At 38.7% G+C, this 14,856-nt stretch carries 14 protein-coding genes and 3 tRNA genes; 13 read left to right on the top strand and 4 right to left on the bottom strand.

Translation table 11 applies throughout. From position 1 onward, the window contains the following. Nucleotides 1–22: 22 nt before the first annotated feature. Both ACOALF_RS02640 and lepA read right to left on the bottom strand, forming a co-directional pair. On the bottom strand, nucleotides 23–928 hold the full coding sequence (locus tag ACOALF_RS02640) for an RING finger domain-containing protein (RefSeq protein WP_419241883.1): 906 nt from the start codon (nucleotides 926–928) through the stop codon (nucleotides 23–25). A gap of 233 nt (nucleotides 929–1,161) precedes the next feature. Next, complete coding sequence (lepA, locus tag ACOALF_RS02635) at nucleotides 1,162–2,961, bottom strand: translation elongation factor 4 (RefSeq protein ID WP_419241882.1); 1,800 nt, start codon at nucleotides 2,959–2,961, stop codon at nucleotides 1,162–1,164. Nucleotides 2,962–3,138: 177 nt separating this feature from the next. Between lepA and rplS the strand changes: the two genes are divergently transcribed. The 8 genes from rplS (at nucleotide 3,139) to pth (ending at nucleotide 11,037) form a co-directional block, all read left to right on the top strand. Further along, a complete protein-coding gene (rplS, locus tag ACOALF_RS02630) occupies nucleotides 3,139–3,495 on the top strand; it encodes a 50S ribosomal protein L19 (protein ID WP_419241881.1) in 357 nt (118 codons plus the stop codon). A gap of 169 nt (nucleotides 3,496–3,664) precedes the next feature. Further along, nucleotides 3,665–3,737 (top strand) — tRNA-Thr (locus tag ACOALF_RS02625). A gap of 85 nt (nucleotides 3,738–3,822) precedes the next feature. After that, nucleotides 3,823–4,494, top strand: coding sequence for a hypothetical protein (locus ACOALF_RS02620; protein WP_419241880.1), 672 nt, complete (start codon nucleotides 3,823–3,825; stop codon nucleotides 4,492–4,494). A gap of 90 nt (nucleotides 4,495–4,584) precedes the next feature. After that, entirely contained in the window at nucleotides 4,585–6,165 is a 1,581-nt protein-coding gene (locus ACOALF_RS02615) for an ankyrin repeat domain-containing protein (RefSeq protein ID WP_419241879.1), read from the top strand. Between the two features lie 61 nt (nucleotides 6,166–6,226). After that, nucleotides 6,227–8,077, top strand: coding sequence for an ankyrin repeat domain-containing protein (locus tag ACOALF_RS02610; protein WP_419241878.1), 1,851 nt, complete (start codon nucleotides 6,227–6,229; stop codon nucleotides 8,075–8,077). A 99-nt stretch (nucleotides 8,078–8,176) separates the two neighbouring features. Continuing rightward, nucleotides 8,177–9,673 carry a sodium:solute symporter family protein gene (locus tag ACOALF_RS02605; RefSeq protein ID WP_419241877.1) on the top strand — a complete coding sequence of 499 codons (1,497 nt, stop codon included), beginning with the start codon at nucleotides 8,177–8,179 and terminating at the stop codon, nucleotides 9,671–9,673. Nucleotides 9,674–9,814: 141 nt separating this feature from the next. Next, nucleotides 9,815–10,402: a 50S ribosomal protein L25/general stress protein Ctc gene (locus tag ACOALF_RS02600; RefSeq protein ID WP_419241876.1), complete on the top strand. Its 588-nt coding sequence runs from the start codon at nucleotides 9,815–9,817 to the stop codon at nucleotides 10,400–10,402. A 77-nt stretch (nucleotides 10,403–10,479) separates the two neighbouring features. Then, complete coding sequence (pth, locus tag ACOALF_RS02595; protein ID WP_419241875.1) at nucleotides 10,480–11,037, top strand: aminoacyl-tRNA hydrolase; 558 nt, start codon at nucleotides 10,480–10,482, stop codon at nucleotides 11,035–11,037. Nucleotides 11,038–11,288: 251 nt separating this feature from the next. On the opposite strand, the gene ACOALF_RS02590 is transcribed toward pth, so the two are convergent. Next, nucleotides 11,289–11,573 carry an HU family DNA-binding protein gene (locus ACOALF_RS02590; protein WP_419241874.1) on the bottom strand — a complete coding sequence of 95 codons (285 nt, stop codon included), beginning with the start codon at nucleotides 11,571–11,573 and terminating at the stop codon, nucleotides 11,289–11,291. Nucleotides 11,574–11,799: 226 nt separating this feature from the next. Between ACOALF_RS02590 and ACOALF_RS02585 the strand changes: the two genes are divergently transcribed. The 3 genes from ACOALF_RS02585 (at nucleotide 11,800) to ACOALF_RS02575 (ending at nucleotide 12,878) form a co-directional block, all read left to right on the top strand. After that, nucleotides 11,800–11,873: transfer RNA gene (locus ACOALF_RS02585), tRNA-Asp, on the top strand. Between the two features lie 86 nt (nucleotides 11,874–11,959). Then, nucleotides 11,960–12,418, top strand: a complete 459-nt coding sequence (locus ACOALF_RS02580; RefSeq protein WP_419241873.1) for a DUF4293 domain-containing protein — start codon at nucleotides 11,960–11,962, stop codon at nucleotides 12,416–12,418. 265 nt (nucleotides 12,419–12,683) lie between these two features. After that, nucleotides 12,684–12,878 carry a hypothetical protein gene (locus ACOALF_RS02575; RefSeq protein WP_419241872.1) on the top strand — a complete coding sequence of 65 codons (195 nt, stop codon included), beginning with the start codon at nucleotides 12,684–12,686 and terminating at the stop codon, nucleotides 12,876–12,878. A 57-nt stretch (nucleotides 12,879–12,935) separates the two neighbouring features. Here the strand turns inward: ACOALF_RS02575 and ACOALF_RS02570 are convergent. Further along, nucleotides 12,936–13,009 (bottom strand) — tRNA-Arg (locus ACOALF_RS02570). 53 nt (nucleotides 13,010–13,062) lie between these two features. Here ACOALF_RS02570 and ACOALF_RS02565 point away from each other — a divergent pair. Both ACOALF_RS02565 and holA read left to right on the top strand, forming a co-directional pair. Beyond that, complete coding sequence (locus ACOALF_RS02565) at nucleotides 13,063–13,719, top strand: ABC transporter ATP-binding protein (protein WP_419241871.1); 657 nt, start codon at nucleotides 13,063–13,065, stop codon at nucleotides 13,717–13,719. Between the two features lie 41 nt (nucleotides 13,720–13,760). After that, on the top strand, nucleotides 13,761–14,783 hold the full coding sequence (gene holA / locus ACOALF_RS02560; RefSeq protein ID WP_419241870.1) for a DNA polymerase III subunit delta: 1,023 nt from the start codon (nucleotides 13,761–13,763) through the stop codon (nucleotides 14,781–14,783). Nucleotides 14,784–14,856: the final 73 nt, after the last annotated feature.

Raw genomic sequence — 14,856 nt, 5'->3', positions numbered from 1 at the left:
AAAAAATAAGACTAAACAACACTTACCACGTAGGCACCCGGAAGTAATCACTGATTAAGACTAAACGATCAGGGCTAAAGCTTTCCCGGCATAAAGGACAAGTAGGTTTTTTGAGCCAGTAGAAATATCTTAAGCTCCATGCACATAGGTAACTAGGAGGAGGGACTTGACTACGGACCCATCTCCAGATACATTCAAAATGAAAAATATGATCAGGATCACATGGAAGAGCCGTCACCCCCCCTTTTAGCTTCTCGAAACATATGGCACACTCCTTTTGTTGCTGTTGGACATCCGCTCCTACCTCTAACCACTTTACCTGCTCTTTATCTCTAGTCAATTGTGCAATTAAACCCTCAATCATTTCTCTAGGGCTCATTGCAGCAGTTTGTAATTCGGCCATACAACCAAGCATATTAGAAAGAAACTGAACAAACTCATTAGGGACAATTTTAGCACCATTCAATTCGATTACAAAATGAAGCACATCAGAAAGAAGCTTCCGAAACCGACTAAAGCTGGTTTCAGCAGCTTGCAATTTAGCTATAGAAGTAAAAGCAACTGAAGCAAACTGAAACACATAATCGGTTATAAATATTTCTTTCTCGGTCAACGCGTTTCCCTTAAAGGCCGTTTTAATATAATGGGTTAAGCGCTTCTGTGCATTCATCAGCAGAATACAAAAATTACGTATCAGTTCGCAATCATCATTTGAAAGCTCAACTTCTTTTTTTGGATCCATTCGGGCACAGCAAATAGAGCGATGTGCTTCTGCACACGCACTACTACCTGCCCTTACAGGGCCATCATCTAGGCCATGTTCGCCTGACGAATAGATGCCTTTAAAACAAGATCCTGAACTAAAAATAACAAAACCAAAGAGCGCTAAAATGACAAAAAGTTGCCTTGAATAGGTTATATATTGCATATCGTGTATTGGTATATTTTACTTGGTAGATCCATCTAGCCTATCTGCTTAAGGCAAAAAAGTGGACCTTTTCATGATAGCCATGCCGACCACCCTAAACCAGAACAGCCTGCTAAAAAAAATAATTTTTGTTATATACAAAAATATTTTAATATAAGCAAATAAATTAAAAAACGGCACCTGTTCAAAGCAGTGGTAAAGTAAAAGAAGTCTGATAAGGTTTCTATGCTGATTTAATCATCCAATTTTAATACCGCCATAAAAGCCTCTTGTGGGATTTCTACTGAGCCCACTTGCCTCATGCGTTTTTTGCCTTTTTTTTGTTTTTCTAACAGCTTCCTTTTCCGTGAAATATCACCACCATAGCACTTGGCAATCACATTTTTTCGTAATGACTTTACCGTTTCCCTAGCAATGATTTTTGTGCCAATAGCTGCTTGAATGCTTACTTCAAACATATGTCTAGGAATAATTTCTTTAAGCTTTTTACATAAAACCTTACCCCGGTCATACGCATTGGCCCTATGTACAATCGCCGAAAGGGCATCTACTTTTTCATTGTGTAATAGAATATCTAATTTGACTAGATCGGCATTTGCAAACCTAGATAATTCATAGTCTAAAGAAGCGTAGCCACGCGAAATCGTTTTGAGCTTATCAAAAAAGTCAAAAACCACTTCTGCTAACGGTAATTCAAAGATAAGTTCTACACGGTCAGCCGTTAGGTAAACCTGATTTTTAAAAATCCCTCTTCTATCCATACAAAGCTTCATAATGCCACCCACAAATTCTGATTTTGTAATAATTTGTGCCTTTATCAGTGGTTCTTCAATGCGATCAATGGCACTAGGGTCGGGCATATCTGCAGGTGCTTGCACATGAACCAACTGCCCTTTTTGATCGATTACATGAAACTGTACTGACGGAACGGTAGTGATAATGGTGATATTAAATTCTTTTTCTAGCCGTTCTTGTATAATTTCCATATGGAGCATGCCTAAGAAACCACATCGAAAGCCAAAACCCAAAGCAGCAGAGCTCTCTGGCTCCCAAATCAGTGAAGCATCATTTAATTTAAGCTTTTCCATAGAGTCTCGTAATGCCTCATATTCCGTAGTATCTACTGGATAGATACCAGCAAAAACCATAGGCTTTACCTCTTCAAACCCTTTAACCATTTCCCCCACCGGACGCCCAGTTTTATCTACATGGGTAACCGTATCCCCCACCTTCACTTCACTTGCATTTTTAATTCCAGCAATCATATAGCCCACATGACCTGCTTCTAAAGCGGGTTGGGCTATTTGTTGCAATTTTAGAATACCAACCTCTTCCACCCTATAATCTAAGCCGGTACTGATGCATTGAATTTGGTCACCAGGCTTAACCGTGCCATTAAAGATCCGAAAATAGACCTCTACACCGCGAAAAGTATTGTATAGTGAATCAAAAATCATGGCTTGCAAGGGTGCCTGCTTATCCCCTTTAGGAGCCGGTATACGGGTCACTACAGCCTCGAGTATCGCATCAATCCCAATACCCTGTTTGGCACTAGCAGCAATAATGCCATCTCGATCACACCCTATGAGTTCTACGATTTGGTCTTTGACCTCCTCTGGCATCGCCCCTGGCAAATCAATCTTATTCAATACAGGAATAATGGTAAGGTTCTGCTCTAAGGCCAAATAGAGATTAGAAATGGTTTGCGCTTCTACCCCCTGTGCAGCATCAACCACCAGTAGTGCCCCCTCACACGCAGCAATAGAGCGAGAAACTTCATAGGTAAAGTCTACGTGTCCCGGTGTATCAATTAAGTTAAGTAAATAGCGCTGCCCATCATATGCATATTCCATTTGAATCGCATGGCTTTTAATCGTGATGCCCCGCTCACGCTCTAAATCCATATTATCCAGTACTTGATTTTTCTGATCGCGTATGCCAACTGTTTTAGTGACTTCTAATAAACGATCTGCCAAAGTGCTTTTGCCATGGTCAATATGTGCAATGATGCAAAAATTTCGAATATTTTTCATTAAACTTGATTAAGTGAACATAAGAAGGTCTGATCTATCACTGCCTTTACCATTTATGGTACTAGGCTTCTATTCGAAATGCGCTTATGCTATTTCAAAAGAAATCTACTACAAGGTACGGAATTTCAAAAATAGTATTATCTTTGCATTAACTTTTCTGTAATTTTCTTAACCAACATGAATAACCTAATAAAATATGTTGAGGCGATGTGTAACCCTCAACCGACCCGTACATTTCCCTCCTTTAAGGCTGGAGATACCATCAATGTACATGTAAAAATACAAGAAGGGAACAAAGTGCGTATTCAACAGTTTCAAGGAGCCGTTATTCAACGCAAGCACCCCAACACCAATGGAGAAACCTTTACGGTGCGCAAAGTATCTAAAGAGGTTGGTGTAGAGCGAATTTTCCCTTTACTTTGTCCTAATATTGAGCAAATAGAAGTAAAAAGGAAAGGGCGTGTGCGTAGGGCTAGAATTTACTACCTACGGGGCAAGCAAGGTAAAGCAGCGCGTATTAAAGAACTTAGGTAAATGTGGTTTGTGTAGTTTGAACTTTATCGTATAGTTTAGTTGTATAAGCTTGGCCTTTATTCAGGGGCTAGGTTGTGTAATGCGCATTTTGAGATAAATGTTATTAACACATATATAGTATATTTTTCTATATTCTTCTACTGTTTTTAGCAGCAAATTGTTTATAGTGGCCTCCTTAGCTCAACTGGCAGAGCAACTGATTTGTAATCAGTAGGTTGCTGGTTCGATTCCGGCAGGGGGCACTTGTGCTACTCTATCCTCTACCGCCTACAGCCTTAGGGATATCTTCATATATAATTTGATCCCATACATTTACTTCATTTCGATATGCGTTTATCTATACATAAATGGTTTGGTAGTAAATTAGTAGTTTTTCTAATGGTTATTTTGGGTCCATTTCATCAAACCATTGCGCATGAATATAAATATGAACGGAGCTTTATAGGCCTTAGGGGCGCTATAGGAGGTGTACGTTTACCTCAGCTTAAGCAATATGCTACAGCGCATGGCTATAAGGATGTTCAGACACCCTTTGGTCATCTTGACCTTGAGGGAGCACTCTATGTTGAAAGCAGAATATGGAACCATATGGGTTTCAGAATAGAATTAGACCCTAGGTATATATATTCTTCTTTTGCAGGAGTGGCAGATCAAAATAAAAAGCAATCGATTGGCTTACATTGTAGTGGTGGGCATATTTCCTGCCTGCTCTATTTTTATCCACGTGGAAGATTTGCTGACAATGGCAGTTGGCATGGCCACATAGGGGTTAGTTTGTCTTCAGAAAGATCAAAAGATATAGTTACTTATGCAAAAACTAAAAACAATGATAAGTTTTATACTGATTCTGCAGGTCTTATTCTAGGTATTGGGTTTGAATTTACATCTCATTTACAACTAGAATGCAGGTATCGTGGGGGGAGACATTTATTCGGCTCAACAGACACACCAGAATTGAAAGGTATATCATTAGGTATAGGTTATGTACTTCTTAAGTAGGCTTAGTCATGAATCGTTTTGATGGTAATCTAGCAATAAAAGGTTTATCTGATTAAATTATACATATACCATATAGAACATTGACATGATATGTTTTTTAAATCACTTTTTATTAGTATTAGTAGCATAAGCTTAGCATCATGGGCCATTATAGCTCCAGTATCTGCTCAGCCATCCCGCCTTCCAATAATCCGAGAAAAAGCATTTTGGCAAGCCATTGATGAAAGAGATCCAGCTGCCCTTGAAGGGAAACATATTCCACCTAAATATTTCAAGCAGTGTAAAAAGAAGATAACCCCTTTAAATCACGCTATCTTAAACAAGGATACTGCGATGGTGCGTTTGCTGATAGAAAGAGGGGCTGGTGTAAACCAGCCTGACAAAGACAAAGATACACCGTTACATGCAGCTGTAATGATAGCCAGTAAAGAGATTGTAGAACTATTATTGTTGCATCATTCTGTTGATCTTGATAGGCAAAATCACTACGATCGAACGCCGTTATTCATAGCTATTAAAAACAATCAATATGACCTGGTCGTACAACTGGTTCGCAAAGGGGCCAATAAAGAAATTAAAGGAAAAATAAAATCCAATGGGGTATATAGTTACCAAACACCTTTAGGACTAGCAATTGAATCTTGCCCAAAGATAGCAGCTTTTTTAATTCAAAATGGTGTTAATCTATATCAAAAGGGGATACAAGGTTATTACCCTATTGTAGATGCAGTTTTGTATCAGAGAGAGGAATTAGTAGATCTAATGCGTGCACAAGGCGTTCCTCTTTTCTATCCAGAAGAGGTGGATTTTACGGTACTACATGCTGCTGCTTATCATACAGCAGTTTATCTAAAGCGCTATTTGGATATGGCTCCTGCTGGTAAACAAGATCAACAAGATGCACATGGAGATACCCCATTGCATTATGCTGCACGCTATGGTAAACCAGAAACTGTAGCTTTATTATTAGCAAGAGGTGCTAACTTTCATATTGCCAATAAATTGGGCTACCAGCCATTAAGCTTTGTGGTAACGCATCCAAATAAGACCAGTCAACTGGCCATTGCACGCCTCTTAATTAAGCAAGGCGCAGATGTAAATGCATTGGATCATAAGTTTACCGTGTTAGGGAACGCCGTTCTAAACGGTAAGATGGAACTAATAAAATTATTGCTTGAAAATAAAGTAAACATTGAACAATTGCCCACCAATCCCTTATACTTTAAGCGCTCTACATTAGACAAGTTATTTAGTCACAAAGTACGATTTATCAATAGCCAAACCACTCTTTTACATTTAGCCATTGGTCAAGGCCATACAGCCATTGCGCAATTTTTATTAGCGCGTAATCCTGCTTTGGTCAATCAAAGGGATGCTTTTGGTTGTACCCCTTTACATTATGCGGCCATCTTAGATAATATAGAAATTACACATGATTTATTGGCCCATGGCGCACGTTTGGATATACGTGAAAAGCAAAAAGGATATACTCCTATCGAATTTGCTAAAAATATGCGGCTGCAATACAGAGATGAAAACACCAATCGGCCAATACATTATGGCGGTAACCGTGTCACTCAGTTATTAGCAAGCTGGCAAAAAGAGCAAAAGAAAAAAGCGAAGGAGGAGAAACGCAAAAAAAGAAATGAAAAGAAAAAAGCGAAAAAGTAAAGCGTTATGCAACTTAAATTTCGCTTAAGTTAATTAATCTAACCATTACAGCCATCTAAGTATGTCCTATTTAAATAAAATTTACATCTATACTTGCGCTATTTTTCTTTTTGGTATAGCCTACGCACAGCCAGTAACCACTTATATGGACCCATCATCAGCCTCTTTATGGTCTACCACAAATAGTAAACTTACGCCCCTTCATTTGGCCGCAGCTAAGGGTGACCTATCGGAACTGAATAGATGCCTACAACAGAAAGCACATGTAAATAGTAAAGATCAAAATGGCCATACCCCTTTACACTGGGCAGCTTATTATGGGCATGAAGATTGCGTCCGTATATTGATAGCGCATAAGGCCATTATTACGAGCAAAAGTAAACAAGGCGCAACCTCACTCCATATAGCCATTTTCAGAGGTCATTTGCCCGTTGTTAAGCTATTGGCTAAAGATAAAAAAGCATTAAATATAAAAGACAAATATGGCCACAATCCATTACAAATAGCCATACAAAGCGGTCAGCCTCATTGTCTAAAAGTTTTATTAGAAAACGGAGGAGCCATCAATTGTAAAGCACAAAATGGCTATTCATTATTGCATTTAGCTGCTCATACGAATCAAGTAGCTTGTATCAAGCTATTGCTAGAACGTGGTATAGATCTCCATAACAGAGGTAAACATCAAGAAACAGCCCTCCATGTCGCCGTTGCAGCTGGTCATCTACCAGCCATACACTTACTCGTTGGAAATGGTGCTAATATATACAGCCAAGACAAAGCAGCCCAACTTCCCTTACATTGGGCTGTGAAAGAAGGCCATGCAGCCTGTATAAAAATTTTAAGTACAAAGGAGGGAATAGTGGATGCTAGAGACAAATCGGGCAAACCTCCATTATTTTTTGCTGTAAAAAAAGGATATGATGAATGTATTACCACCTTAGTGCAAGAAGGCGCAAACCCAAATCTTTTTTATTATTTAGACATAGCGGTCCGTGCAAAATATCCCAAATGCATAGCAGCATTGGTAAAAGGAGGTGCGAATGTAAATGAATTGAATGCTTATGGATTTAGACCATTGGATATAGCTATTACTAGAGATGCAGATTGTGTAAAAATGCTTATAAAAATGGGTGCCCATCTAAATTTAGCATCTAAGTGTGATAAGTTTAAGCCTATATATAGGGTTTTTGATTCCGATATGGATAACACTCAAACTGGTTTGCATTCTATGATAGCATTGATCCAAAATGGAGCGGATCTTGATACGAAAAACGACAATATTATTTATGACGCATGGAGAACACCCTTGCATAAAGCAGCTGGGCTGGAGCAATTTACTGTCTACATACAACCATTGATAGATGGAGGGGCTGACTTAACGATTCAAGACGAACGGGGTAAGACACCACTAGAAGTGGCCAAGCAGGCAAAAAATAAAAAAGCCATTGTGCTATTGGAAGCGGCTGTTATGATGGAGCAAAAACATCCTATGGAGGATGGTTTTACGCCTTTGCATAAAGCAGTAGGAAAGAGAGATATTCAACTGGTGAAAAAATTGATCGCTGAGGGTGCTCGTGTAAATAAGCCAGATCAATCCCACTTAAGGCTTAGGCCATTGCATCTTGCTGCACTGATCAATAATGTTGAGATAATGGAAATCCTGATTGACCATGGTGCATATGTTGATGCACAAGATGGCTCTGGTAGCACACCTATATTCCATGCAATTTTTAATAATTATGCAGAAGCAGTTGCCAAGCTGATAGAGAAAGGCGCTGATATTGACCTACGACAACGGCATAACGGACATACATTGTTAGAAGAAATAACTCAAAACATGGCAAAACAGTTTCCAGACAAACATTTTACAAAGATTATAAAACTGATACAAGCAGCCAGTAAAGAGCGGTAAAAGTGGTATCCATTTAGCCAATAGTATCAACATAAGGATAGCGCACTCGTATCAAATCAAATCCATTACCCATGCATATTATCAAATCCTGATTAACCTGTGGTACCGTATAATGTCTCTCTTTTAATGGTGTGGGCCTTTTTGGGATTGACCCTAGCAATAGGCCTCTGCGCTGCCCAGAAAACTACATTCCGGGCATATGCTGTGGGGGATAAGCGATTCCACACCAATACTTTGGTAGTTACCGTATTGGCTACGGCTTTTGGAGGAGGAGTGCTAATGCGCAATATGCCGCATATCTATGATGATGGTATAAGTTGCATACTCTATTCATTTGGCACGCCACTGAGTTTTTGGATCATAAGTCTACTGGGGATACGTATGGATCCATTTATGAACCATCTTTCTATTGCAGAGACGATAGGTAGCGTATATGGCAAATATCCAAGATGGATTACGGCGCTATTAGCTATCTGTTTTTCTATTGGTCTTGTTGCCATTCAAATTAATGTAGTCACCTCTGCTATAGGCATGTGTATCGATTCAATTAACCCTCGTATGGTAACTGTATGGGCAACCTTAATCCTTATTTCCTATGCTATACTTGGGGGGGTGCGTGCCATTACCACTACTGATGTATTACAATTTGTAACCTTTATCATTATTATTGCCCTGTTTATTAAATTTTTATTTATCAAAACAGGCAAATCATTTTTAGAAGTTGTATGGCAGCTCAAACAAGAAGAAAAATTTGAACTGAGTAATTTTTTCCAACGTGATCGCAACCTGTTTAATGTGATACAGGTATATCTAGCTGCGCTATTTTATCTCTCCCCCTCAATATTACAGCGCCTCTATATGGCTTCTAGCCCCATTCAAGCCTACAAGGTGTTCTTGCGTGCAACATTTTTTAGCGTGATTATATTGGGGTGCATCGTGTGGATTGGATTACTTGTTTTTGTATGCCATCCAACGCTATCAAAAACAGAAATTTGGCCATACATCCTAGCTGATAGGTCACCTGCTTATAGAGGATGCATGGTCATTTGTTTATTGGGAATGACCATGTCTACAGCTGATTCTAACTTACACACTGCTGCGACTATGGTTAGCCATGACATAGTGGGCAGTATACGAAACGTACCATCAAACAGCCATATACACCAGCTCCGATGGGCCAAACTAACACTACTGATTACTGGCCTATTGGCCATGATTGTAACGGCTTATTACCCTGATCTATATAGATTAGCGAGCTTTGTTATAAGCTACGGAATATCACTTTTTATCATTACCGTCATACCACCTTTTATCTTAGCCATTTTTGGTTTTCGGGGTAGCACTTGTACAGCTTTGATGGGCATGCTTACAGCTACACTGGTCTATCTAGTTTGGGAGCAGTGGATTCAACCCAAAACAGGAATAGGTTTTGGATGTTTTCCTTTGGCAGCCAATTTTTTGGCTATGATGGCAACGCATTATCTACTGCCACAGCTAGATGGTAAGGGGTGGATTGGAAGAAGCAATCAGCAGAAAAGAATGCAACAACTCATACAGGCCTTTAAAAAATATAAAAAAAGAATAGATCTAGAGTAGGGGATTTTTTTATCTCGGTTATTTTTTATTAAATTTGGTTCTCTTTGTAATAGTTGCACTATGGTAGTGGTATACTAAATCATGGATATATACAGATATACAGAAGGATTTTGATTTTTAAGTTGACTACAAAAAACAGATATGAAAGTAATAGAGATTTTAGGGTATAAAAGAGCAAATCTCGGTAAAGCTGAGTCTAAAAAGCTAAGAATAGCTGCACAAGTTCCAGGGGTGTTATATGGCGGAACAGAGCAAATACATTTCTATGTGCCTATGGTGCTTTTACGTGATTTGGTTTACACGCCTCATGCCCATTTTGTAGATCTAAATATTGAAGGATCTATTTATAGGTGTATTTTACAAGAAATGCAATTCCACCCTGTCAGTGAAATGATGCTGCATGTAGATTTTTTGCAAATTTTTGATGATAAAAAAATTAAAATGCAGATTCCTACGGCATTTGTTGGTAAGGCCGTAGGTGTAGCTAAAGGGGGAGTACTCTCTAAAAAACAGAGAAAGCTAACGATTACTGCTTACCCTAAAGATATGCCATCGATGGTAGATATTGATGTTTCTGACCTTGACTTAGGACAAATTGTGCGTGTACATCAAATTCCAATAGAAAACTATACTATTCTAGAACTGCCTAATACGCCGGTAGCCTCTATTGAAATTCCAAGGGCATTGCGTAGTGCAGCCAGTAAAGAAGAGAAAAAAGGCAAGAAATAGTCAGCTGATTTTTTGCAAAAGATTGCCATTGGCCAGATAAATAAAGACATGCATTCTATTAGCCTATAAAATAAGCGATGAAGTTACTACTGGTTGGGCTGGGCAATATTGGCGTAGAATATGCATATACGCGGCACAATGTAGGTTTTTTAGTAGTGGACTACCTAGCGGCTCAGCAAAAAGTTACCTTTCGAGTAAGTCGGTTGGCAGCTACTGCCTCTTTTGCTTGCAAGCATCATGAGGTGTATATGTTTAAGCCTACAACCTACATGAATGATAGTGGTAAGTCGGTTAGGTATTGGTTGAACCATTTAAAAATACCCGTTGAGCAAAGCCTAACCATTGTAGATGACATCACGCTTCCTTTTGGTACGATGCGTCTGCGGGCGAAAGGCTCTGATGCAGGCCACAATGGTTTAAAAGACATTGCCCTTGCTTTGCATTCAGATTGCTATCCGCGCCTTCGTGTGGGCATTGGGCATGATTTTCCCAAAGGAGGACTTGCAGATTTTGTATTGGGCAACTTTAATACAAAAGAAGTAGAAGCGCTAAATGCGCATTTAGATAAAGCTTGTCAAATATTGATTGCTTGGTGCAATGGGGGCATTGCCCATGCTATGAACCAATTTAACTAAATAAAAAGCAACCAAAAAGTAAAGCACTGATGGAAAAGCTACTGAAATCACAGCTTACAAATGGAAAAACAGGGGCCATTCTGCAATCCCTCATTGCAACTATTTTTCTTTTCATCTGTAAACTGTAATCTCTATTCGAAACTTTTTCCAAGGGCGCGTTTTTGCTTGTTTTCAGACATGCTAGCAAAACAAACCATTCAATAACTTATGCATCGTAATAATGATAAGCTATATACCCAACTTGATAAAGACTATAAGCCAACAGCTTTAATCTTTGCTGCAAAAAACTTAGAATGCTTAAAAAATGGAATATAGTGCTCCTCTACTACAATAGCAGTATTGGTGCTAATATTGCGTCCAATTTTTTTCGCCCGTTTCTTTTTAGAAAAACTACCAAATCCACTAAAATGAACCCGATGATTATCCGTTACAGCATTTTGAATAACACGAAATAACTCATCCAACGTATTTTTGACATCTTCTTTATCAATTCCCGTTTTACGAGAGATTGCTAAAATTACCTCTGCTTTGGTCATATTATATAATGATTTAAAAATTACAACAATTTATGTTGATTGGTGGTTGCGCATTAGACCAATCCACTCCATTCTATGGATAACAAATTCATTATCACGCCATGAATTTACATGAGACAGTTTGAACTTGCAATTATTTTTATAAATAAAACGATTATTTTTTTTGATAAATAGCAATTTATACATTATATTTGTATTTAAATGTAATAGTTCTTGCAAATCTTGAGGTCTGGTAGTTCAGTTGGTTAGAATGCCTGCCTGTCACGTAGGAGGTCGCGGGTTCGAGTCCCGTCCAGACCGCTTCTATCCGGGATTTAGATAGAAAAATGGTTCTTCTAGCAGATATAAGCTTTTTAGCGCTTTTTCTGTTTTTTATAGTGTTCCATATGATTCAAAGAATGCAATCTCTTTATTTAGGTGCCGTCTGCATCACTATGGCCGCCTTTCTTAAAGCCTCAATTTGGGTAAAAATAGATGTAGGTCATGTCTATACCATCAAGCCTTATGCACTTATTGCTGCTACAGGGCAGTCTATTACATTCCCTTATAGCATATCCGCTTTATTGGCCTCTTGCCTTGTTTTAACAGCAGCATATGCCATCATGCGGCATGACAATAGAAGGCTACAGCTTCGTTTAATCGCACGTATGAACCTAATATTCGTTATATTGATGGCCTTGATTCTGGTTTTGATTAAAAAGGTCCATGCCACCTATTTATTGAGTGGACATAGTAGCTATCAAATAGGCGCCATACTGCCTTTCATCGCATTAGTAGCCAGCCTATTGGCAAGGCATCATATTAAAAAAGATGAAAAACTGGTTAATGAAGATCGGTTAAGATAGACCCTTTGCTTGATAAACAAACGCTTTAGAAGAAGCTACTCATACACCAACAGCTCAGCTACTGTTATTGAATAAAATTACTATTGATTACTACTAAGATATAAGGGGGGTGCACTAGGTTAGCAGTCAGTAGCCTTTATTAGGTTAGGCTCCATCCTAAGAGCCTAACAGATGAATTCAATGGACAAAAAAAAATAAAGAAACAAAACCACACGATAAGTTTTTTAAGCAAACTTTTAGTAGGAAGGAAGTAAAAAAAATAGCCATGTCACTAGCTGAAAGATTCAGACAAGAAGGAGCACAAAAAGGTATAGAAAAAGGCAAACTAGAGGGAAAACTAGAGGGGGAAATGGAGAAAGCCCTTTCCATAGCCAAAGCTATCCTGTTCAAAGATTACCCATTGGAAGATATAACGCTGCTTACTGGTTTATCTCGCGCGCATATTGAAGCGTTTATATAATAATTAGGTGGGGATTTATAAAATCCCTACCTATCTAGAAGTTGACGCCATGGAGCGTGCGCTCGGAAGGACTCGAACCCTCAACCTTCGGAGCCGAAATCCGACGTTCTATCCGGTTGAACTACGAGCGCGCAACGAAAGTTTTATATATTTGGAGCATAAAAATACAAAATTTTATGCACATATGCTTGTAGCCACATCAATTTGCAAATCTTATCATGGACATGAGATCCTAAAAGAAATCAACTTATCCATCCATAGCGGAGAAGTAGTAGCCATTATGGGGCCTTCTGGTGCTGGAAAAACTACGCTATTGCATCTTTTATCTACATTAGATAAGCCAGATCGTGGTGCTTTAACATTGGATGGAATAGACCTTATAAAACTAGAAGGCAGTGCATTGGCCAGATTAAGAAATCAAAAAATAGGGTTTGTCTTTCAATTTCATAACCTATTTCCGGAATTCACACTTTTTGAGAACATTTGTATCCCTGGTTATATGGGTTCTGCTTCTAAAAAAGAAGTAACCCAAAAAGCCAATGACCTTTTAGCCTTACTGGACATTACCCATCGAAAAAACAACCTGCCAGAAGCGGTTTCTGGAGGAGAACGGCAACGTGCAGCTGTGGCTAGGGCATTAATCAATAACCCATCTATTATTTTTGCGGATGAACCAAGTGGCAACCTGGATGCTAAAAATGCAGAGAGATTGCATGCCCACTTTTTAGCGCTCTCTAAACAATTCAAGCAAACATTCATCTTGGTAACCCATAGCCAATCATTGGCAACTATTGCAGATAGAATTTTATCACTAGAAGATGGTATATTGCAACCAGCGTAAGCAATATACAACACACCTAACCACAAAAACTGCAGTCAATTATGATTCAATCTGCACAAACCGTTCTACAAGACTTGCAAAAGGGCATTTATGCCCCTATCTATTTTTTGCAGGGAGAGGAAGTATATTATATTGATGCAATTACCCAATATATCGAAGAAAAACTGCTCACACCTGCTGAAAAAACCTTTAACCTAACCATTACCTATGGCAAAGAATGCAACATGGCCACGTTGCTTACCCAAGCACGGTGCTTCCCAATGGCTGCTGCGCTACAAGTAGTTATCGTAAAAGAAGCACAAGAGATGGCAGACTTAAAAAACACCACTGGGCAATCATTATTACTGCATTATTTACAACACCCACAGCCTACTACATTATTGGTTTTTGCACACAAATATAAAACCATAGATGGCAGAAGTAATTTTGGCAAAACGTTAAGCAAACAAAATGCGCTAGTTACCGCTAAAAAATTATATGACCAACAATTGCCTACTTTTATCAAATCTTTTGTAAAAGATCTGGAACTATCTATAACAGAGCCAGCCGTTTGTTTAGTAGAAGGCTATATCGGTAATGACCTAACCAGAATTACGAACGAACTCCATAAGCTGCGTATCAACCTTACGCCAGGTAGTACCATTACCGATCAGATGGTCGAAACCTATATAGGCCTACACAAACCCTTTAATGTATTTGAACTACAAAAGGCAATTATGCAGAAAGATTACCCGAAAAGCTACCAAATCATTCGTGTGTGTGCATCCAGTACCAAGGAACATGCTGCACTACCCATTCTAACCATTTTATACAATCTTTTCTCTAAGCTGCTTGTATTGCATCAAACCAAAGAAACCGTTCCCACTAAAATGGCGGGGCAAATTGATATACATCCCTATTTTATACAAGGATATCTTGATGCCGTTCAAAACTATACGTTGAGCCAAACCATGCAAAATATAACCCATCTCCATCAAGCTGACCTACAGTTAAAGGGTGTTAATGCCCACATAAGTGATGACCAAATCATGAAAGAATTAATCTTTAAGTTAATGCATCACTAAAATAGATTTTTCTTCCAGCCCCACACTATGGAATAGGTCGCTTTTTTTAAAAAAATAAAAAAGAGCAGGTAAT

It is taken from the genome of Cardinium endosymbiont of Nabis limbatus (genome assembly GCF_965196625.1).
GTDB lineage: Bacteria > Bacteroidota > Bacteroidia > Cytophagales > Amoebophilaceae > Cardinium.
Note: the sequence above shows the minus strand (reverse complement) of the source record. Positions and strands in the feature narration are given on the sequence as shown.

Excerpts from the sequence above, each read along its gene's own strand:
- ACOALF_RS02615 (WP_419241879.1), top strand. The coding sequence starts at position 4,585 with ATGTTTTTTAAATCACTTTTTATTAGTATTAGTAGCATAAGCTTAGCA.
- ACOALF_RS02600 (WP_419241876.1), top strand. The coding sequence starts at position 9,815 with ATGAAAGTAATAGAGATTTTAGGGTATAAAAGAGCAAATCTCGGTAAA.
- lepA (WP_419241882.1), bottom strand. The coding sequence starts at position 2,961 with ATGAAAAATATTCGAAATTTTTGCATCATTGCACATATTGACCATGGC.
- ACOALF_RS02610 (WP_419241878.1), top strand. The coding sequence starts at position 6,227 with ATGTCCTATTTAAATAAAATTTACATCTATACTTGCGCTATTTTTCTT.
- ACOALF_RS02590 (WP_419241874.1), bottom strand. The coding sequence starts at position 11,573 with ATGACCAAAGCAGAGGTAATTTTAGCAATCTCTCGTAAAACGGGAATT.
- ACOALF_RS02620 (WP_419241880.1), top strand. The coding sequence starts at position 3,823 with ATGCGTTTATCTATACATAAATGGTTTGGTAGTAAATTAGTAGTTTTT.
- ACOALF_RS02565 (WP_419241871.1), top strand. The coding sequence starts at position 13,063 with ATGCTTGTAGCCACATCAATTTGCAAATCTTATCATGGACATGAGATC.
- ACOALF_RS02580 (WP_419241873.1), top strand. The coding sequence starts at position 11,960 with ATGATTCAAAGAATGCAATCTCTTTATTTAGGTGCCGTCTGCATCACT.
- ACOALF_RS02575 (WP_419241872.1), top strand. The coding sequence starts at position 12,684 with ATGTCACTAGCTGAAAGATTCAGACAAGAAGGAGCACAAAAAGGTATA.
- ACOALF_RS02640 (WP_419241883.1), bottom strand. The coding sequence starts at position 928 with ATGCAATATATAACCTATTCAAGGCAACTTTTTGTCATTTTAGCGCTC.
- rplS (WP_419241881.1), top strand. The coding sequence starts at position 3,139 with ATGAATAACCTAATAAAATATGTTGAGGCGATGTGTAACCCTCAACCG.
- holA (WP_419241870.1), top strand. The coding sequence starts at position 13,761 with ATGATTCAATCTGCACAAACCGTTCTACAAGACTTGCAAAAGGGCATT.
- pth (WP_419241875.1), top strand. The coding sequence starts at position 10,480 with ATGAAGTTACTACTGGTTGGGCTGGGCAATATTGGCGTAGAATATGCA.